This window comes from Arthrobacter sp. 08Y14, from assembly GCF_002929455.1.
Lineage (GTDB): Bacteria > Actinomycetota > Actinomycetes > Actinomycetales > Micrococcaceae > Arthrobacter_B > Arthrobacter_B sunyaminii.
Map to the genome: position 1 here is coordinate 182,314 of NZ_PJIX01000001.1, position 19,830 is coordinate 202,143.

A 19,830-nucleotide genomic window follows, 5' to 3' on the forward strand; every position below is an offset into this window, starting at 1 on the left:
CCTGATTGCGGCCACGGGGGTCAGATTAGGAGACTCACTGTCCAGATACGAGAGTGTTTTCATAACTGTGGATAAGCAGGTAGTTCGTACCCGGGACCCGTTCCGGCGGCTGGAGCATTGTCCGGGTAGAAGCCCGCTCCTACCCTTGAATCAGTCCCAAGGGGGATTCTGACGCCGGAAGGAGGGATCCCTGGCATGCCTGCCGTCGATATCCTGTTGCCCTATTACGGTGACGTGGAGCTCATGAAGGCCGCAGTGGGCAGCGTGTTTGCGCAGACCCGCGAGGACTGGCACCTGACAGTGCTGGACGACGCCTACCCGGACCCGGAGCCGCAGCGCTGGTTCGCGTCGCTGGAGGATCCGCGCGTCACCTATCTGCGCAACGAAACCAACCTCGGCGCCAACGGTAACTACCGGAAAGCCCTGGGCATGGCCGAGGCCCCGGTGGTCGTTATCATGGGGGCCGACGACGTCATGCTGCCGTCCTATCTGGAGCACGTTACGGCCCTCCTGGACGAGTATCCGGAAGCCTCAGTGGCACAGCCGGGCGTGGAGATCATCAACGGCACGGGACATCGGGCGAAGACCCTTACCGACTCGGTGAAGTCCCTGACCGCCCCCTCCGGTCCGTATCCGGCGTTGGTTGGCGGTGAGCAGATGGCTGCCAGCCTCCTGCGGGCCGGCTGGCACTATTTCCCCGCCCTGGCCTGGCGCCGGGAAGCCATTGCGTATTTTGGGTTCCGCCCCGAGTTTGACGTTGTTCAGGACCTCGCGCTGCTGATGGACATCGCCGCCGCCGGCGGATCCATAGTGGTGGACGGCCCGGTTTCCTTCCAGTACCGCCGCCATGCATCTTCGGACTCTTCGGTGCGGGCAGCAGACGGACGGCGCTTCGACGAAGAGCGCCGGTACTTTCGGGAACAAACCAACCGATTCCGGGACCTGGGCTGGCCTCGAGCGGAACGGGCGGCCCGCTTCCACTGGACTTCAAGGCTGAACGCCCTGACGGTGCTTCTGGCATCCCTCCGGCATCCCTCCGTGCGCACGGCACAGAACATGACCCGGCACATCGTGGGATGACGAAGGCGGCTTGAAGGTGGCGCTACCGGGCCGGGTAGCCGGGAGCAGCAGGAAGATGGAAGTACTCCTCCAGCGTGCTGACACCTGATGAGTGAACGGCGAAGGCCAAGTCGACACCCACGAAACGCAGGTGCCACGGCTCATGGGCATAGCCGGTCACGGCAGAGGCGCCGGCAGGGTACCGGACGATAAACCCAAACCGATGGGCATTTTCTGCAGCCCACGCCCCGGCCGGGGTGTCTGCAAAGCAGGCCTGCAAAGAGCAGGCGCCGTCCGCGGCGGCAATGTCAACGGCCAGTCCGGTCTGGTGCTCGCTGTAGCCCGGCCGCGCGGAGATGGCATCTGCCTGGTCCTGCCCGTACTGCGAGGTGTAGCCGCTGTACAGCGCTGACTGTGTCTCAAAGGGACGGTAGCCGCTGATGGCCCGGACCGTCACTCCGTCGGCGGCAGCCGCCTGCTGCAGGAGCATCAGCGCTTCCGCCGGTTCAGCGCGCAGAAGCTGTCCATCGACGCTCAGGAGATCCTCCGGAGCATAATCTTCCGGCGCCAGCGGGCGTTCTTTATTGACGACGACGGCGGTGTTCTTGGGGTTGTCGATGTCCAGGTCCACTGTGGCCGGCTCGGCAGGACGCCACGAAATGGTGCCGCGCTGGAAGCTTTGCGAACAGGTACCGTCGCTGCAGGCCGGGCCGGCGACCGGATAACCCAGCGGGCCATTCTCGAAGGAATACGTGGCCCAGGCCTCGCGGATGGCTCCCCACGAGGGCTGGGCGCCCGTGGCCGGGGACCACACAATTCCGCCGTGTTCATAGTTGCGGTAACAGCCGCCGTCGCGCAGGCCGCAGGTTTCTGCCCCCGTGGCCCTGCCGAGCCCGCTGTCCGTTCCGCCCAACCGCTGATACGCACGGTCGATGGCTGTTTCTGCCCGCTCAGCGTCTGTTTGGGCTGCCGGTGAGGCGACTGCGGCAGGAGCTCCGCCCAGAATCAGGGCTAGGGCACAAACCGCTGCGGACAGGACCGAGAACCTCGGTCCTGTCCGGGCGGTCACTGGCGTCTTAGCCGTGGCGCGGTCCCTGCAGGCCGTCACCGTGATGAGGCGCCGGTGAAGTTCCGTCCGCAGTCGCGTCCTGGCCAGACGGCGCAGACAGGGCTTCGACACGGGCGGTGAGCTTGTCCAAGGCGGCTCGAAGGATGGCTGCCTCTTCGGCCAGCGCTCTCGTTTCGTCCTCGACCACCGAAATTTCCAGAGACAGGTGCAGGCACACGCCCAGGACCAGGAAGATCGCCAGGGTAAAGAGGAGGTTGGCCGGAATAGCGAACCCTGCCAGATCGGATGCCCAGCCCAGGAGTTGCGGGAAGCCTGCCAGGACGATGATCAGCAGGCCGACAATGACCCACAGGCCGGCATATTTTTCTTTCAGCTTGCGCTGGCGCAGAAGCAGGACCACCCAGCAGACCACTGCCAGGGCAAGCAGGAACGGTAAGAGTGTGGTGTTCATTTCGCGCTCCGGTCGGTTCCCACGCTGGTCTTCTTGCGTGACATGGCAATGAGTAGGGCGAAGCCGCTGCGTGCCAGGTAGATGGCCGCCTTGGCCGGGTTGTGGCTGGGCTGCCCGCCCTGGCGGGGCCGCATTTCCACCGGTACCTGGGTAACTGTCAGTCCGGACCTGACGGCAACAACCAATGAATCGATCGTGTCCCCCAGGTACTCGGCCGGATAATGCTCACAGTACTGGTCGATGGCTCGGGCGTTGCCCGCGCGGAATCCGGACGTGACGTCGGTGAGGCGGGTTTTGGCGATCTTGGAGATGGACCACCCGAGAAATGACATGGCCCACTTCCGCGGGCCGCGCACTTCGTAGCTGCCCTTGTCCGCAAACCGCGCTCCGATGGAGATGTCAGCGTGCTTCAGCCCGTCTACGACGTTGATCAGGTCCTTGGGATCATGCTGGCCGTCTGCATCGACCTGGATGACCCGTTCATAACCGTGTCTCTTGGCATATTTGAAGCCGGCCCGCATGGCTCCGCCCACGCCGAGGTTGAACGGCAGCCGCAGCACGGTAGCACCGGCAGCTTCTGCTATGTCGGCTGTGCCGTCGGAGGACCCGTCATCGACGACAAGGACGTCGGCGTTGGGGACGGCACCCAGGACTTCCGTCACTGTGTTGCCGACGGACTCTGACTCGTTCCACGCCGGCATGATGACCAAAATACGGTCTTCAACGATAGGGAGCCCGAGCCCGTCCAAGGCTGTCTCGTGCATATTGTGCCCGCTCAGTGGTTCCAACTCCTACGTAGTGCTGAAAGTGTGGTGCTTCCCCGCTGTGTTCCGGGAAAATATCGGCGTCCCTACTAAAGTATCGCAGCCCCGCTGCATCGTGCAGATCGGGCGTCCCCGGAACGTGCTGCAACGACCGACTACGGACCCGCTGCACCGGCGCCTGGACGCGCCGGTGACCGGTGCCGCTGACCCGTAATGCCGGGATTCACCGCACCAAAGGCTAGAATTGGTCGCGGCCCTATGGCTCACCGTCTACGCCCCGGAGGCTCCTACATGGACTGGCTTAGCGCCGCACCCGCCCTAATGATAGCCCTGCTGATCCTGGTTATCCCCGGATTTGCCGTGGGGCTGGTGCTTCGCATCCGAACCTTCGACGCGATCGCGCTGGCGCCCCTGATTACGGTCACCCTCATCAGCGTCTCGGCCATTGTAGCGTCCATGATCGGTCTTCCCTGGAACGTTGGCGTCCTTGCTGCCGCCACCGTTGCCGCCCTGCTGATCGCCTTCCTTTCCCGGCTGGCAGAGCGCCGTCTGCGGCCCGAGTCCCTCCCCCGGCAGGGAACTCCGTTTTCCCGCGAACTGCAGTATGCCGGCGCTGCCCTGATAGCCTTCCTGCTCATTGGCTGGCAGGTTGCCCGTGTCATCGGCGTGCCGGAGAACTTCTCCCAGACCTTTGACAACAACTTCCATTTGAACGCAGTGCGCTATGTGCTGGAAACTGCCGACGCGTCTTCGCTGACGCTGAATTCAATGACCTCCGGGGATCAGCCTGCAACGTTTTATCCCGCTGCCTGGCACGGGTTGACTGCACTGGTGATCCAGTTGTCGGGTGCGCCCCTCACGGTGGGCGTCAGCGCTGTGAGCATTGCCATAGCCGCTGCCGTTTGGCCGCTGAGCCTGCTCTTCGCCGTCCGCCAGCTCACCCGACTGGTTCCCGCAGCAGTCCTTGGCGCCGGAATTCTTGCCGGCAGCTTCGCCGCCTTCCCTCTTCTGCTGCTGGACTTCGGGGTCCTTTATCCCAACCTCCTGTCGCTGGCGATGGTCCCGGCGGGGCTGACACTGGGTGCCATCGTGCTGAAGCAGGCCCCTGCAGCGATGCTGGATGCGCCGCGCGCCTGGCTGCTGGCTGTGCTGTCGCTGCCCGGGATCGCCGTCTCCCACCCCAACGGCATCATGACGCTGATCGCTCTGGCGCTGCCGGTCCTGATCTCGGCTTACGTTTTCCGCCTCCGGGACCTGGTGATCTCCAAGGCTTCACCCGCCCGCTACGTCCTTCCAACGGTTCTGTTCGCCGCCGCGTGGGGCATCATCATCGTGTTGTGGAACCTCGTCCGTCCCGCCCCCGAGGACGCGTTCTGGGGCAACGTACAAACGGTTCCCCGAGCCGTGGGTGAGGCACTCCTGCTGGGCCCCCTCGGCGCGCCGGCAGCCTGGACGGCCAGCATCCTCGTGATCGTGGGTGTCGTGGCCTGCTTCCGGCAGCCGCGCCTGCTGTGGGTGGCCGGCTCGTTTGCGGTTGCCGTTGCCCTCTTTGCGGTGTCCTCCGGCACTCCCATCTCGAACACCCGCATGTTCCTGACCGGCGTCTGGTACAACGACTCCCAGCGGCTCGCTGCTGTCCTCCCGCTCGCCGCCGCTCCACTGGCCGTGCTGGGACTGAACCTTATTCTCAAGCCGCTCACCGCGTTCACCGGGACTGCCATCGGCCGCAGCCGGATGAGCCGAACTACCGCGGCAGCAACGTCTGCAGTCATTGCCGTAGTTCCCGCGCTGATGCTCTTGCCCCTGACCCAGGGCAACAGCATGGACACCGAAATTGCCAAGGCGCGCGTCAATTACATCCCCACCGACACAGCTTCCCTGCTCACCAATGATGAGCTGGAAATGATTGACGAGCTGGACGAGCTCACTCCCGAGGACGCGGTCATCGCCGTCAACCCCTGGACCGGCGGAGCACTGGCGTACGCCCTTGGCGACCGTGAAACCACCCACAAGCATATTTTCTCCACCAGCACCCCGGAGCTGGAGATCATCGATGCCAGCCTCAAGGACGCCGGAGACACCCCGGGCGTCTGCGAAGCAGTTGAAGCAACCGGCGTGGGGTATGTCCTGGACTTCGGTGACCAGGAGGTCCACGGCGGCGACCACCCCTACCCCGGTCTGGATGACCTGGAAACCGACGATGACTTCAAGCTGATCAGCAGCATCGGTGACGTCCGGCTCTACGAATTAGTCGGCTGCTGACTCTGCCCGCACAAAGCTGGCAGCTGCACAGAACGACGGTGGCCGTCCCCCTTTGGGACGGCCACCGTCGTTTCAGGTATTCGGACGAGGCGGATCAGCTGCCGAAGGCGTGCCGCAGCAGAATCGGAACCGCACGGGTGTTCCCCGAGCGAAGGGCCCCGGGAACCAAGACAAGAGCGTGCGCACGGGACGTGAGGTGCAGCCGGGCGGCCCGCCGGGTGCGGGACCACCCCTTGCCTGCCGTCAGGCTGGCTGCAAGGGAGAAGAACCGGCGCTCCCCCTCGAACCGGCTGCCGTCCACCAGCTCCAGTGAAGACGCACTGGAACTATGGCGGCGGTAACAAAATACGGGGTCCGGAAGCACCATCAGGTCTTCGCCGTCCATGACCAGGTCCAGGATGAGGGCGAGGTCCTGAATCACGGAAAAATCATCACGGAAATCATGGGTTTGGACGGCGTCCCGCCGGAAGGCCAGAGACGGCCAGTACAGCCAGTTTCCATGCATCAGGCCCGCCATCAGGCGGTCTCCGTGGAGCGTACGGACGGGCGGAGTCCGGGGCCGAAGCATCTTTTGCTTGACGCTGTCCGCGAGCGTGGCGGACGGTTTGCCGTGCTCATCCACCACCTGGACCCCGGGCTGAATGATCCCGACCCGTGGAGCCGCCCGGTGGGCCGCCATCACCGTCTCGACGTAGCCGGGCAGCATGAAGTCATCGCAGCCCATAATGACCAGCCGCGGCTCGGTGGCCATCTGCACGCACCGACGGAAATTCTCGGTGATGCCGCAGTTTTCCGGATTGCGGATGTACCGGATCCGCGGTTCCTCCGCCAGCCCGGCAAAGTACTCGTCAACGGCGCGGTCCGGGTAGGCATCGTTGATAACGGTCAGGCGCCAATGGGGGCTTGTCTGGCTGCGTACACTCTCCACCGCGGTCCGCAAATAGCCAAGATCTCCCCAGAACGGGATGTAAATGCCCAGCACTTCCGGCTCGGCTGTCATGATTCCTCTCCCAAATCCCGGACATAGCTCTCCAGACGCTTGGCCGCGGCCTCCGGCACAAACCCGGCCGCCTCAAGTTTGCCCAGGTCCAGGGTGGAGAGCAGCGGCCGCGGAGCCACGCCCTCCTTGCCCGCGAAGTACTCCGCCGTGGACACACCCGTCACGGACTCCGGTGCCGCCGCGCAGAGGCGGAACACCTCCCGTGCAATCTCGGCCCAGGAAACAGCGGGCCCGGTGTTCGTGAGGTTGTACGTACCGTACGGGGCACCGGAATCCAGCAGATGCCGGATACCCGCGGCCAGGTCCTCGGTGAACGTGAGCCGGCCGATCTGGTCATCCACCACTGACGGCCTAATCCCCCGGGCGGCCAGGGAAGCCATGGTCTTCACGAAATTGCTGCCCTCCCCAATCACCCAGGACGTGCGGACGATGTAGTGCGCCGGCACGGCCCCCACCACGGTGTCCCCGGCGGCCTTGGACTGCCCGTACACGCCCAGCGGCGAGAACGGTTCATCCTCACGGTGCGGCTCAACAGTGCCGTCGAAAACATAGTCCGAGGAAACCTGCACCAGCGTGATTCGGTGCTCCACGGCAACCCGGGCCAGCCGGGCCACGGCCGCGGCGTTGATGGCCCAGGCCGCCGCCCTGCCCTCGGCTGTTTCAGCGGTGTCCACGGCCGTGTACGCGGCTGCGTTGATGACCGCTGAGTAGTTCTTCCAGTTCCGTGACGCGAAGGACGCGGGATCGGTGAGGTCAAAATCGGCGCGGGCGGCGAACTCAACGTTCCCGGCGCCGTCGTACTCAGCGCGCAGGGCACGGCCCAGCTGTCCGTCCGCCCCCAGGACCAGGATCTTCTTCGGCGGCATCGGCACCACATCGGCCAGCCGAGGATGGGCCTTGTCCTTGTCCGAGAGCTCCGCCTTTTCCAGCGGGATCGGCCACTGGATGGCCGCGGTCTCGTCAGCGAGGTTCAGGAACGTGTACTGCCCCTGGGCATCGGCGCTCCAGTGGTCATTGACCAGGTACGTGTAGGCGGTGTTGTCCTCCAGGGTCTGGAAGGCGTTGCCCACCCCGCGCGGGATGAAGATGGCCGTGTCCGGACCCATCTCGGCGGTGAAGACCGTGCCGAAGGACGGGCCCTCGCGCAGGTCCACCCACGCGCCGAAGATCCGGCCTGTGGCCACGGAAATGTACTTGTCCCAGGGCTCGGCGTGGATGCCGCGGGTGGTGCCGGCCTTTTCGTTGAAGGAAATGTTGTTCTGCACCGGCCCGAAGTCTTCCAGCCCCAGCGCAAGCATCTTTTCCCGCTGCCAGTTTTCCTTGAACCAGCCGCGGTTGTCGCCGTGGACCGGAAGGTCATACAGGACGACGCCGGGAATGGGTGTGGGGCGGGCAGCCAGCGGCTTGGAGAATTCCACGGTCATGGCGTTACTGGCCCTGGACCTTGTACTTGGCTTCGGTGACGTCCTTCTGGGGCCGCCACCATTGCTCGTGTTCCCGGTACCAGGCGATGGTGTCCGCCAGTCCCTGCTCAAAATTGGAGAACTGCGGAGCCCAGCCCAGCTCGGAGCGCAGCTTGGAGGAATCAATGGCGTAGCGCAGGTCGTGTCCGGGCCGGTCAATGACCTGGTCATAGGCGTCCGCGGGAAGGCCCATGTGCGTCAGGATCAGTTCCACGACTTCCTTGTTGTTCTTCTCCCCGTCGGCGCCGATCAGGTAGGTCTGGCCGATCTCGCCTTTTTCGATGATGGTCAGCACGGCCGAGGAATGGTCGTTGGCGTGGATCCAGTCCCGCACGTTCTCCCCGGCACCGTAGAGCTTGGGCCGCACACCGTCGATCACGTTGGTGATCTGGCGGGGAATGAACTTTTCCACGTGCTGGTACGGGCCGTAGTTGTTGGAACAGTTGCTGATGGTGGCCTGCAGCCCGAAGGACCGGACCCAGGCGCGCACCAGAAGGTCCGAGCCGGCCTTCGTGGAGGAATACGGGCTGGAGGGGTTGTACGGGGTGGCTTCGGTGAACCGTGCCGGGTCATCCAGTTCCAGGTCGCCGTAGACCTCGTCCGTGGAGATGTGGTGGAACCGGGTGCCGTGCTTGCGTGCCGCTTCGATCAGCGTGTAGGTGCCGATGATGTTGGTGTCCAGGAACGGGCGCGGGTCATGCAGCGAATTGTCGTTGTGGGACTCAGCGGCGTAGTGCACCACGACGTCGGCCTCAGCCACCAGCGGATCCACCAGGGCGGCGTCGCAGATGTCGCCCACGACCAGGGTGAACCGTGCCGGGTCCAGGCCCTGCAGGGAGGCGCGGTTGCCGGCATAGGTGAGCTTGTCCAGCACCGTAACCTGCGCATCAGTGTGCTCGAGTACGTAATGGACAAAGTTAGACCCAATAAAACCGGCTCCGCCGGTCACCAGAAGTTTCTGCATGATTTTAACCCTACCTGCCCGTCAGGGCACCGTTGTCCGAGTCTGTACAGGCCGGCAGTCCTTCACTCAGGGGGCTGCAGTGCTGCGCTTTGCGCCGCCGGCGGCACCGGATGCGGGCGCTGAGCGAACGATGACCCACAGGTGCACCGCGATGCCGCAGAGCGGACCCGCAGCAAGGCTGATAATCGTCCGTGTCTCGATGTCCAGCGGCAGCCACAGCATGGCAAAGGACACCACGCAGGCTGTAACCCAGCCCAGCGAGTAGGCACGGTGCCGGTTACTGGCGATGGTCAGCGCACCGGTCAGGGTGAGCAGCGCCAGGAATCCGGCGTCGAACGTCAGTGCAGCCAGCACCGCTGCGGACATGTCATAGTGTTCGCCGAAGAAGGCCACCATGAGCCAGGGGCCAAGAAGCCACGCTGCCGCAGCGCCCACCACGGCGACTCCAATCACCAAACCGAAAATGGGAGCCACTGCTTTCAGCCCCTCCGATCGCCGGGACATGAAATGGGTGATGGCAACGCCCTGGTATGCCTGCAGCGGGATCATAAGCGGTGCCCGAGTCAGCGACAGCGCCATCAGGAGGGCAGCAGATTCCAGATACACGGAATCCGTGGTGGTCAGGCGCAGCAGGACGGGAAAGCCAACCACCAGTGACGCACTGGCCGCCGCGGCCATGCAGGCATGCCACACCGTCCGCAGGTAGGGCCGCAGGCTCGTATCGGACCGCTGCAGGAAGGCTCTGCGGCTTTGGGGTGACAGGAGCATAAACAGCAGCCAGGCAGCGGTGCCCGCGGCGGTTGCCCAGGCCAGTCCCGCTACCGTTGCCCCGATCAGCACCACCACAACCAGGACGGCGAGACGGACCGCAGACTCGGAGGCGATCATTCTCGAATAAGTCCCCCAGCGTCCCAGCCCGCCGAACTGACCCATCATGACAGCATGGCCGGCGTAAAACACCGCGGTCACACAGACCACCGGGACAAGTGCGGTGGCGTAGGTGCCAAAGACCGGCGGTGCCCACAGGGGGGACGCTGCGGCGAGGACAAGACCCGTCCCCAGGCCTACCGCCAGAGCAACCGGGCCCATGCGGGGCCGGCGCCGCCCGTCAGGCGTTTCTGCCGGCACGGAACCGGAAACCTCGAGATTGCGTGCGGTCTTGGCGGCACGGGTGGTCTCCACGGCGATGCCGCCCAGCACGCCGATGACAAGGAACACCACAGACCAAAAGGTCAGGAAGGCAGCGTTGTCCTGCTTGTCCAGCGTGCGGGCCGCCACCACGATCACAACGTAACCCACGGCTGCGGAGGCCAGCGAGGCAGCTCCCACGCCGGCGGCCGAAGCCTGGCCCATGCCTTTTTCAGGGGTTTGAGTCCCCGTAGCTTTACCCAACTTGAACCTGATTGCTTTTCACCTCATGTCAGCCGCTCCTTCCGGCCCGCAGCGGGCCGGAGAAGATTATGCGGAGGATGCCGGGCAGAGATGCCGCCCCGGAGACAAAACTCCCACCGATAAACCCTACCGGAGCTTCACCCGGGGCACACTGCGCCCTGTGCATGCTTTGCGCCCGAAACCTCTGGGCGCGAAAGACCGGGGCCTGTCCGCGTCCTGTGATTTTGCCGGTGCCCAGGGCTGGGAGAAGATGATTCCATGCGCGGAATAATACTGGCCGGCGGCACGGGATCCCGGCTGCACCCCATCACCCACGGCATCAGCAAGCAGCTTGTCCCTGTCTATGACAAGCCGATGATCTATTACCCGCTGTCCACTCTGATCCTGAGCGGCATCCGCGACATCCTCATCATCACCACCCCGTACGACGCCGATCAGTTTGAGCGCCTGCTCGGAGACGGCAGCCAGTTCGGCATCAACATCACTTATGCCCAGCAGGCTTCCCCGGACGGGCTGGCCCAGGCCTTCATCCTGGGTGAAGAGCACATCGGCAGCGATTCCGTGGCTTTGGTGCTCGGTGACAACATCTTCTACGGACACGGCATGGGAACCCAGCTGCGCCGCTTCGAAAACGTGGACGGCGGCGCCATCTTCGGTTACTGGGTCCAGGACCCCAGCGCCTACGGCGTGGTGGAGTTCGACGCGGCCGGCAAGGCGCTGTCCCTGGAAGAGAAGCCCGCACGTCCCAAGAGCAACTACGCCGTTCCCGGCCTGTACTTCTATGACAACGACGTCGTGGAGATCGCCAAATCGCTCAAGCCCTCCCCCCGCGGCGAGCTGGAAATCACCGACGTCAACCGGGTCTATCTGGAACGCGGCAAGCTCAGCGTGGACATCCTGCCCCGCGGTACCGCCTGGCTAGACACCGGCACGTTCGATTCCCTCAATGACGCTTCCAACTTCATCCGCACCGTGGAAAGCCGGCAGGGCCTGAAGATCGGTTCGCCCGAGGAAGTTGCCTGGCGGCTCGGGTTCCTTTCGGACGATGAGCTGCGCAAGCGGGCGGAGCCGCTGATAAAGAGCGGCTATGGAGACTATCTGCTCTCCCTGCTCGAGTCGGGCAAGAGGTAAGGCGCTTCCACCACCACAACCGGTGCAGCAAAAAGGGCGGACCCGGCGGGTCCGCCCTTTGCTGTCTGCCGGTTTCCTATCCCTGGCCGCGCAGGCGGGCGACGACGTCGATCACCGGCCCGTCCATGACCACCTGGCCGTGTTCAAGCAGTACGCCGCGTTCACAGATCTTGGACACCAGGTCCAGGTCATGGCTCACGACAACAAGGGTCTTGCCCTCATCGGCCAGCTCACGGATCTTGGCGATGCACTTCTTTTGGAACGGTTCGTCTCCCACGGCGAGGATTTCATCGACGAGGAAAACTTCGGGGTTGGTATGCACCGCCACCGAGAAGGCCAGCCGGAGATACATTCCCGAGGAGTAGAACTTCACCTCGGTATCAATGAACTGGCCAATCTCCGAGAACTCAACAATCGAGTCGAACTTCTCATCGATCTCCTGCTCGGTCATCCCCAGGATGGCGCCGTTCAGGTAGACATTGTCCCGGCCGCTGAGGTCGTGGTGGAAACCTGCTCCCACCTCAATGAGCCCGGCCACCCGTCCCCGGGTCCCCACGGATCCGCTGTCGGGGCGCATGACGCCGGAGATGTGCTTGAGCAGGGTGGACTTGCCGGACCCGTTCAGGCCCAGCAGTGCCACCGTCTCGCCCTGCTCAATATCGAGCGAGACACCCTTGAGCGCGTGGAACTTCTCGGACAGGTCGCCTTTTCGTCCTTTGACCAGCCAGACGAACGCTTCTTTCATGGAGCGGGTGTGCCGCAGGACGAACTGCTTGTTGATATTGCGTACTTCAATGGCATTTACCACGGTTTACAGCTCCTGCGCGAAACGGCCTTCAAGGCGACGGAAGACTAGCTGGCCCAGCAGCAGCACAGCTGCCGAAATAGCCAGTGCAACGGGAATCCACACGGAAAGCAGATGCGGCGGAATTGCCTCCGCGCTGTCCGTGGTGGGAAGCCAGAACGCGTAGTGGAAGGTTTCCACGCCTACTGTGATCGGGTTCAGCTGGTAGATGTTGAAGTACGTCTCCCCCAGCTTGTCCCGCACCATAGTCCAGGAATAGAGCACCGGCGAGGCCCAGGTGGCAATCATGAGGAGCATGTCCACCAGGTTCTCCGCATCGCGGAAGTAGACATTCACCGCTCCGAAAAGCAGGCCCAGGCCGGTCGCAAGCAGGGTCACGATGATGAATCCTGCCGCCGCGGCCGCCAGCTGCAGGAGTGATGGCCGCCAACCGTTGAACAGGCATGCGACCACCAGGATGACTATCTGCGGCACAAAGTGCACTCCGGAAACCCACACGGAAGCCATCGGGAAAAGTTGGCGGGGAAGGTAGATCTTCTTGATCAGGCCTCCGTTGCCGACGATGGATCTGGACGCGTTGCCGAGCGCTTCAGTGAAGAAGTTGATCAGGACAATTCCGGAGAAAAGATAAATCGCGTAGTTTGGCAGTCCGCCCGGGTTACGGTCGCTTTGCTCCAGTCCGAGGAAGACGCCCAGGGCAATGTAGAAGACCACAAACTGGACGCCGGGCTTCACATAGGACCACAGAAGCCCCAAAACCGATCCTCGGTACCGGACCTTAAGTTCCTTCGAAACCAGCAGTTTGAGCAGGAAGCGGGACCGGAAAATATCAGCCAGTCCTGCTCCCCGCCCCGGGGTTTCTAGCGCGCCGGTGGACAAGCTTACTTACTCTCTTCCGAGTGCTTTTCGAAGGTCGCTTTCCAGGCCTCCATGGACGTGATTTCCGGAAGCGCCTTGCGGTACTTCTGGCTCAGCTTGTGCCAGTCCCTCAGGATTTCTGCGTTGAGTCGCGCTCCCTCGGCCAGCAGTGCCCGCAGCTTCTTTGGATCCCGCTGGTACCACGAGGCTGCCGTGCCGTCTGCGTTGGTGACCACCGCACTGTCGTACTGCGACATGCGCCACCACCGGTTGTCGATGTGGGCAACCCGGGCCTGGGGCCGTTCGAGGCTGGACTCCGCCACCGGCTTGGTCAGCTGCCGGACAATGGTCTTGGCTGCCCAGGGCACGAGCGTGACGTAGGACGGTGCCTTGAAACCCTGCCCGTGGCGCGGCGGCTTGACCATGCCCGGGCGGGGGAACGCCTCGGGGTCGGCTTCGAACTGTGCTTCGGAATATTCCTTGCGCATCGCCTGGATGGCAGGGAGCCGGCTGGGCAGGATATCGTGGAGCTGCTCCGGACCGGCGATCAGGTCCTTCAGCGCCATGACGCGCCCCTGTGCAGTGAAGTACTGCATGGAAATCAGGTGCTTGATATCAATGAAGCTGCCCTCACGCACCACCCGTCCGCCGCGCGGGTAGGGGCTGTGCAGCAGGGCGGTGATGATGCGGTTCCGGCTGTGGAAGTAGGCCTGCCAGTCCACGGCATCGTCTTTGTCAGCCCAGGTGATGTGCCAGACGGCGGCACCGGGCAGTGAGACGGTATTGTAGCCGGCGGCCTTGGCGCGGAGGCCGTATTCGGCGTCGTCCCATTTGATGAACACGGGCAGGGAAAGCCCAATGTTGCGGATAACCTCGGTGGGGATCATGCACATCCACCAGCCGTTGTAGTCCACGTCCACCCGGCGGTGCATCCACGAGGTGGTGCGCAGGTTGGTGCGCGCGAAGTCGTGGCCGAGCACCTGCTCCTTGAAGGGATGGTCGGGCTGGAAACGGAAGACGTTCACCGTCTCGCCGAAGGTGTGCAGGACCGACCGGTTGTACAGGTCGAACATGTGCGCCCCGACGATGGTGGGCGTTTTGCAGTGGTCAGCGAACGTCAGCATCCGGGTGATGCTCTCCGGCTCCATGACAATGTCGTCATCGAGCAGCAGCACGTAGTCACTGCCGCTCTCGACCGCTTCGTACATGCCGCGGGCAAAGCCGCCGGAGCCACCGAGGTTGCCCTGGTGGATCATTCGCAGCTTGCCGCCAAGCGCTGCTTCGGCTTCGGCGAAGCCCTCTGCATCGACCAGCTTCTTTGTTCCCTGGTCAACGATCAGCACCTCGGCAACGTTTTCCAGTGCCTCGGGATTATCCGCCAGAATCTTGAGGTTGTTCAGGCAGAACTCGTTCTTGTTCAGCGTGGTGATTTCCAGCGTGATTGAACCGGGTTTCTGCGCCTCGCCTTCGGCCATCCAGTTGGCTTCAACCAGGGCCATGGGCTCGGCGCCCGCCACCAGGTCAAACCAGTACCAGCCGCCGTCGCCAAAGGGCTTCAGGGTGAGGTCGAAGTCGGAAACCGTGTCACCGTCCACCCGCCGGGTCTCCACGTGCTGCAGGGAGCCGCGGGCGTTGGACTTGTAGACGCTGACGGCGCCGGCGCCCTTGGTTTCCACGTGCAGGCGGACACTTTCAACGTTGGTCCAGCGGCGCCAGTAGCTGGCCGGGAACGCATTGAAGTAGGTGCCGAAGGACAGGCGCTGCCCGGGGCGGGCAATGGTGCCGGTGCGGGAGAGAAAGTCCTCCACATGCACTTCACCGCCGGACGCGGCGGCCTCGGTGCTCTGCGTCTTGGTGGACTTCATCATGGAGCCGTCCATGGTGTTGAACTGCGCACCCATGGCAGAGCCGCTGTCGACGTACAGCAGTGCCGTGTCCATTTGGCTCTGGTCCGGGAAAATAATGCGCTGCAGCGTATGCCACTGCTCCGATTCCCCGGTGGTGCCCTGCTTTTCTTCAGTCTTCAGCTGGCTCACGCGTCAACTCCTCCGCTTTCGAGCTTTGCCCCGCCGGTGAAGTGGGGCTTGATCTTATTGTCGTACATCGACAATGCCGATCCGATCGCCATGTGCATGTCCAGATACTTGTAGGTGCCCAGGCGTCCACCGAAGAGGACTTCCTTTTCGCCCTTGGCAAGGTCGCGGTAGGCCAGGAGCTTGGCCCGGTCCTCCGCCGTGTTGACGGGGTAGTACGGCTCGTCACCCTTCTCCGCGAACCGGGAGAATTCACGCATGATGACCGTGGCGTCCTTGGTGTACTCGCGCTCAGGGTGGAAGTGACGGAACTCATGGATCCGGGTGTAGGAAACGTCCTCATCCGGATAGTTCATGACCGAGGTGCCCTGGAAATCCTCCATCGGCAGGACCTCTTCTTCGAGGTCGATGGTGCGCCAGGAGAGGTTCCCCTCGGCATAGTCAAAGTAGCGGTCCACGGCGCCGGTGTAGATGACCGGCACCTGGCCCCGGGTGGCGTCGCGGGAGAACTCATGTCCGGCGTCGAAGAAATCGGTGTTCAGGTGGACCTGGATATTGGGGTGGTCCGCCATCCGCTCGATCCAGGCGGTGTACCCGTCAACCGGCAGCCCCTCGTACTTATCGTTGAAGTACCGGTTGTCATAGTTGTACCTGACCGGCAGGCGGCTGATAATTTCGGCCGGCAGGTCCTTGGGATCGGTCTGCCACTGCTTGCCGGTGTAGTGCTTGATGAACGCCTCGTACAGCGGGCGGCCGATCAGCTGGATGCCCTTGTCATTGAGGTTGGCCGGATCAGTTCCGGCGAGCTCGCCGGCCTGCTCCTGGATCAGGGCCTTTGCCTCGGCGGGGCCCATGGAGGAACGGAAGAACTGGTTGATCGTGCCCAGGTTGATGGGCATGGAGTACACCTCGCCCTTATGGCTGGTGTACACCTTATGAACGTAGTTGGTGAACTCGGTGAACCGGTTGACGTACTCCCAGACGCGTTCATTGGACGTATGGAAAAGGTGCGCTCCGTAGCGGTGCACCTCGATGCCCGTCTGAGCTTCCTTTTCACTGTAGGCGTTGCCGCCAATGTGGTGGCGGCGATCCAGGACAGCGACCTTAAGGCCCAGTTCCTTTGCAGCGCGCTCGGCTACGGTCAGACCGAAAAATCCCGATCCGACGACGACGAGGTCAACGTTCACTTGTTTCTCCTGTTTGTTTCGATACGGCCCATGCGGGCACGCACCCGACGGTCTAGGTTATCCGAGAATCGGTGCACCGGCACTTTTGGCAACACGGCCCACCCGCTACCAGTTCACGGCTGTGTGGAACCGCTGCTCGAATTGTTCGAGCATTGAGGCTGTGTAGGTGGTCGTCAGATGGTTGTCATCCATGTAGACGTAAACGTTGCCCACCACCGGGCCGCAGGTCCCGTTCGGACAGATCACATCCGTCATGTCCATCAGTTCCACTCCCGGAACCGCTGCAAAGAAGGATGTGATGACACGGGAATCGGAAAGTTTCTCGTTCACATCCGCGGTGCATGCTTCTGAGTTCAATCCGTTGGCCTCGGCGCAGCTGATCATATTGAAGGCATAACGGGGATTGTCGCGGACACCCACCACCGGGATCCCCGCCTGCTGCAGAGTAGCGGACGCCTCCGCCAGCCCGTCCACCGGCGTATCAAGTGCTTCCACCGGATGGGCGGCCGTCGCCACGGTGAAGACCGCGTCGGGTTTCAGTTCCTGGGCGTACTCGAGCGCAGCCGCATTGAAGTCATTGCATCCTGCCCCCCTGCTGTCAGAGGTCGCTCCGAAGGAGCAAGCACCCAGCAGCAGGGAAACCAGTTGGTAGTTGTGCTCCCTGGCCATAGGCTCCAGTACCCCAAGCCACTGTTCAGTATGGGAATCACCAACCACGAGAATGGTTTTTTCCGCTCCCGCCGGCGGGACCGAAGCCATGCAGGATTCCGTCAGCACGGGGTCGGACGGCTGAATTTCGAGGTTCGAGCAGTCTGTTTCCAGGACGCCCCATTCCTTGGACAGGGCACTGAGCAGGGGAATGGGCTGTGCATCCGGGTTGCTGAGGTCCGTGAAATCCGCCAGCAACGCACGTGCTCCCGGGTTGTCCTTGAGCGCCTCGGCTTCAAGCCGCTCGGCCTGGACTTTCAGTCCGTATTGCCAGCCGGCTACCGGAGCCGCCACCAGGGCGACGCACAGACCAATCACCACGGCGGCCCGCATCGAGTTTCGATTGACCCAGGCCGAGGAACGAAGCGGGCGTTCAACCAGCTTGGTAGTCAGGTAGGCCAGGACAAGGGAGAGCATGATGATCGCTGTTCCACCGACCGGTCCCACTTCCTGCCTGTCCCGCCAGATCAGGTAGATCACCAGTACGGGCCAGTGCCACAGATACAAGGCGTAGGACATGTCACCAAGACGCATCAACGGCTTCCAGGACAGGAACCGGTCTGCGCCGATGCGGCTGCCTGTCTGCCCGGCCACGATCACCAGCGATGCCGCCACCAGCGGCATCAGCGCGACATAGCCGGGGAACTGCCCCTGCACGTCCAGCAGGAAGCCGACACTGAGCATCGCGGCCAGCCCCAGCCACCCGGCAGCCACCCGCAGACCCCGGGGAAGCTTCAGATACGGCAGGGCCAGTGCAAGCAGGGTCCCGAAAGCGAATTCCCACAACCGGGTGCGGGTGTCGAAGTAGGCGTGCGCCTGGTTTCCGTAGGTCTCAATAACGGAAAAAGTAAAGGAAGCGGCGAAAACTGCACCAAAGACGGACAACACCACTACACGGAAACGGACCCTAAAGGCCTTGGCCAAAAGCGCCGACGCGGCGAGCAGCAGGGGCCACAGAATGAAAACCTGGCCTTGAATGGACAGCGACCAGAAATGCTGCAGCGGACTCGCGGTGCTGTGGTCCGCAGCGTAGTAGTCCACGGATTCGGCCGCCAACAGCCAGTTCTGGAAATACAGCAGCGAAGCCCAACTCTGGGACAGAATCTCGGTCCATCTGCTTTGCGGAACAAACAGCGCCGTTGCCGTCAGTGTTCCGAGCACCACCACCACCACGGGCGGCAGCAGCCGCTTGAATTGGTGCAGCCAGTATCTTCCCAGCTGGAGGGCCCGCCCACCCTCCACCTTGCGGATAAATGAGAGGGTCAGCAGGAAGGCGGAGATCAGGAGGAAAACATCCACACCGCCGGAGACACGCCCAAACCAAATGTGATAGGTGACAACCATCAGCACTGCGAGGGCCCTGAGTCCCTGCACTTCGGGGCGGTATGTGGACTTTACTGCCGACGGAGTCGGGGTGTCAGGGGAGACCGGCACGGTTTCCGTTTCTAGCCTAGACACATAGTCCTCTCGTCAGTACAGGCATTCCAGCCATAGACAATACCCTCAACGCCTGGCGGCCTGAGCTTAGGCTTCGGCCGCAGGACCGTCCACAGTCCCCGCCAGTTTCCATTTTATGCGGCTTACTGACGCGGTTTGACGGGCAACACGCGAGGAACCGGACAACAGGGGACGCTCCCCGGCTCTCGGTGGAACGCCGGCGCCTGTGTCCGATCAGACAGCGGATACCGCCTTGGGTCCCGCTTGAGATCGTTCCTAGAAAGCCTTCGGCTCGCCCGAGATCCGGCTGGTGTGTTCCAGCACCGGGCGGGTGAACAGCAGCAGCAGCACAACTGCCGCGGGCAAAAGCAGGAGCAGGCCAATGAGGACCACTCCGCCCTGCAGAGTTGGAACGGCAAGGACTATCGCGAACAGCTGGAACACCAGCGCTCCGGCACGGGTCCAGCGGAAACCGCGGAAGAAAAAATGGCCGAGGACCAGCAGCCACACACCCGCGGCGGCAAGGATGACTGCCGTGAAAACCGCTCCGCCCAGGGATGCCGCCTCGGTGGTGAAGAGACTGTAGACAAACCAACCTGCCAGCGCCAGCAGCGCCGCTGCTTCGAGGACGAGGACTGCGGAAATAACAATGACGGCCGCCGGAACGGACGCAGGACGACCGGCCGGGGGCTGTGGTTCTTGGGGTCTTGACACACTGGCACACTACCGGACATAGTCGGAGAGCGTCCGGCCCGTGGGGCCCGGATAGCGGATGCTGTGACGCATCCCTCACGCCTTTGGCCAGATTGAGGGCAGATTAACCCTTGTCTGAGTTTCCGTAACGTGGAATCCTAGTAGTTGGGGAAATCAGGGGCCGGAACTGGCCCCTTTCGTTTGCAGTTGCTCGTGAATGTTTTCACAAACACGTGGGAGTCAACTATTTAGAGGAGATTGTGATTAACATGGATTGGCGGAGCCGCGCAGCGTGTCTGGACAAGGATCCGGAGCTGTTCTTCCCTGTGGGCAACACCGGCCCGGCTCTTCTTCAGATTGAAGAAGCCAAGAGTGTGTGCCGGCGGTGCCCGGTCATGGATACCTGCCTCCAGTGGGCCATCGAAACAGGCCAGGACGCAGGCGTCTGGGGCGGTATGAGCGAAGATGAGCGCCGCGCACTGAAGCGTCGTGCCGCACGAGCACGCCGCGCTTCGTAATTCAGCACGGACGCTTGGCGGTCCCACGGGACTGAT

At 63.0% G+C, this 19,830-nt stretch carries 17 protein-coding genes; 4 read left to right on the forward strand and 13 right to left on the reverse strand.

Going from position 1 to position 19,830, the window contains the following annotated elements; all coding sequences use genetic code 11:
* The first annotated feature begins 195 nt into the window (after positions 1-195).
* Positions 196-1,080 carry a glycosyltransferase family 2 protein gene (locus CXR03_RS00835; RefSeq protein WP_104101337.1) on the forward strand — a complete coding sequence of 295 codons (885 nt, stop codon included), beginning with the start codon at positions 196-198 and terminating at the stop codon, positions 1,078-1,080.
* 22 nt (positions 1,081-1,102) lie between these two features.
* Here the strand turns inward: CXR03_RS00835 and CXR03_RS00840 are convergent, their stop codons facing one another.
* From CXR03_RS00840 to CXR03_RS00850, 3 genes are read right to left on the reverse strand one after another with little or no spacing between them, the layout of a single operon-like run.
* Positions 1,103-2,128 carry a D-alanyl-D-alanine carboxypeptidase family protein gene (locus CXR03_RS00840; RefSeq protein ID WP_181034459.1) on the reverse strand — a complete coding sequence of 342 codons (1,026 nt, stop codon included), beginning with the start codon at positions 2,126-2,128 and terminating at the stop codon, positions 1,103-1,105.
* A gap of 7 nt (positions 2,129-2,135) precedes the next feature.
* On the reverse strand, positions 2,136-2,579 hold the full coding sequence (locus CXR03_RS00845; protein WP_104101340.1) for a DUF2304 domain-containing protein: 444 nt from the start codon (positions 2,577-2,579) through the stop codon (positions 2,136-2,138).
* Entirely contained in the window at positions 2,576-3,343 is a 768-nt protein-coding gene (locus CXR03_RS00850; RefSeq protein WP_258073437.1) for a glycosyltransferase family 2 protein, read from the reverse strand. Before CXR03_RS00850 ends, CXR03_RS00845 begins: the two co-directional genes overlap by 4 nt.
* 258 nt (positions 3,344-3,601) lie before the next feature.
* Here CXR03_RS00850 and CXR03_RS00855 point away from each other — a divergent pair, with 258 nt between their 5' ends.
* Entirely contained in the window at positions 3,602-5,605 is a 2,004-nt protein-coding gene (locus CXR03_RS00855) for a DUF6541 family protein (protein ID WP_146070439.1), read from the forward strand.
* 94 nt (positions 5,606-5,699) lie between these two features.
* On the opposite strand, the gene CXR03_RS00860 is transcribed toward CXR03_RS00855, so the two are convergent.
* The 4 genes from CXR03_RS00860 to CXR03_RS00875 all read right to left on the reverse strand — a co-directional run bounded on the left by CXR03_RS00860 (position 5,700) and on the right by CXR03_RS00875 (position 10,385).
* A complete protein-coding gene (locus tag CXR03_RS00860) occupies positions 5,700-6,605 on the reverse strand; it encodes a glycosyltransferase family 2 protein (protein WP_104101343.1) in 906 nt (301 codons plus the stop codon).
* Complete coding sequence (locus CXR03_RS00865) at positions 6,602-8,029, reverse strand: bifunctional dTDP-4-dehydrorhamnose 3,5-epimerase family protein/NAD(P)-dependent oxidoreductase (protein WP_104101345.1); 1,428 nt, start codon at positions 8,027-8,029, stop codon at positions 6,602-6,604. The genes CXR03_RS00860 and CXR03_RS00865 overlap by 4 nt, the downstream gene beginning before the upstream one ends.
* Before the next feature lie 4 nt (positions 8,030-8,033).
* Positions 8,034-9,032 (reverse strand): dTDP-glucose 4,6-dehydratase, encoded by a 999-nt coding sequence (gene rfbB, locus CXR03_RS00870; protein ID WP_104052531.1) that lies wholly within the window; start codon positions 9,030-9,032, stop codon positions 8,034-8,036.
* Between the two features lie 66 nt (positions 9,033-9,098).
* A complete protein-coding gene (locus CXR03_RS00875) occupies positions 9,099-10,385 on the reverse strand; it encodes a hypothetical protein (RefSeq protein WP_104101346.1) in 1,287 nt (428 codons plus the stop codon).
* A gap of 297 nt (positions 10,386-10,682) precedes the next feature.
* Between CXR03_RS00875 and rfbA the strand changes: the two genes are divergently transcribed.
* Positions 10,683-11,555, forward strand: a complete 873-nt coding sequence (gene rfbA / locus CXR03_RS00880; protein ID WP_104101348.1) for a glucose-1-phosphate thymidylyltransferase RfbA — start codon at positions 10,683-10,685, stop codon at positions 11,553-11,555.
* 76 nt (positions 11,556-11,631) lie between these two features.
* On the opposite strand, the gene CXR03_RS00885 is transcribed toward rfbA, so the two are convergent.
* From CXR03_RS00885 to CXR03_RS00910, 6 genes are all read right to left on the reverse strand, one after another.
* Positions 11,632-12,363 (reverse strand): ABC transporter ATP-binding protein, encoded by a 732-nt coding sequence (locus tag CXR03_RS00885; RefSeq protein ID WP_104052534.1) that lies wholly within the window; start codon positions 12,361-12,363, stop codon positions 11,632-11,634.
* Positions 12,364-12,366: 3 nt separating this feature from the next.
* Positions 12,367-13,239, reverse strand: a complete 873-nt coding sequence (locus tag CXR03_RS00890; protein WP_104101350.1) for an ABC transporter permease — start codon at positions 13,237-13,239, stop codon at positions 12,367-12,369.
* A 2-nt stretch (positions 13,240-13,241) separates the two neighbouring features.
* Positions 13,242-15,158 (reverse strand): glycosyltransferase, encoded by a 1,917-nt coding sequence (locus CXR03_RS00895; protein ID WP_104102729.1) that lies wholly within the window; start codon positions 15,156-15,158, stop codon positions 13,242-13,244.
* Positions 15,159-15,250: 92 nt separating this feature from the next.
* Positions 15,251-16,438: a UDP-galactopyranose mutase gene (gene glf / locus CXR03_RS00900; RefSeq protein ID WP_104101351.1), complete on the reverse strand. Its 1,188-nt coding sequence runs from the start codon at positions 16,436-16,438 to the stop codon at positions 15,251-15,253.
* 105 nt (positions 16,439-16,543) lie between these two features.
* Positions 16,544-18,580 (reverse strand): acyltransferase family protein, encoded by a 2,037-nt coding sequence (locus CXR03_RS00905; protein ID WP_258073438.1) that lies wholly within the window; start codon positions 18,578-18,580, stop codon positions 16,544-16,546.
* A gap of 279 nt (positions 18,581-18,859) precedes the next feature.
* The gene (locus CXR03_RS00910; RefSeq protein WP_237688597.1) at positions 18,860-19,297 is read right to left on the reverse strand and encodes a hypothetical protein; all 438 of its coding nucleotides are present in this window, start codon (positions 19,295-19,297) and stop codon (positions 18,860-18,862) included.
* Positions 19,298-19,545: 248 nt separating this feature from the next.
* Between CXR03_RS00910 and CXR03_RS00915 the strand changes: the two genes are divergently transcribed.
* Positions 19,546-19,794: a WhiB family transcriptional regulator gene (locus tag CXR03_RS00915; RefSeq protein WP_104052537.1), complete on the forward strand. Its 249-nt coding sequence runs from the start codon at positions 19,546-19,548 to the stop codon at positions 19,792-19,794.
* Positions 19,795-19,830: the final 36 nt, after the last annotated feature.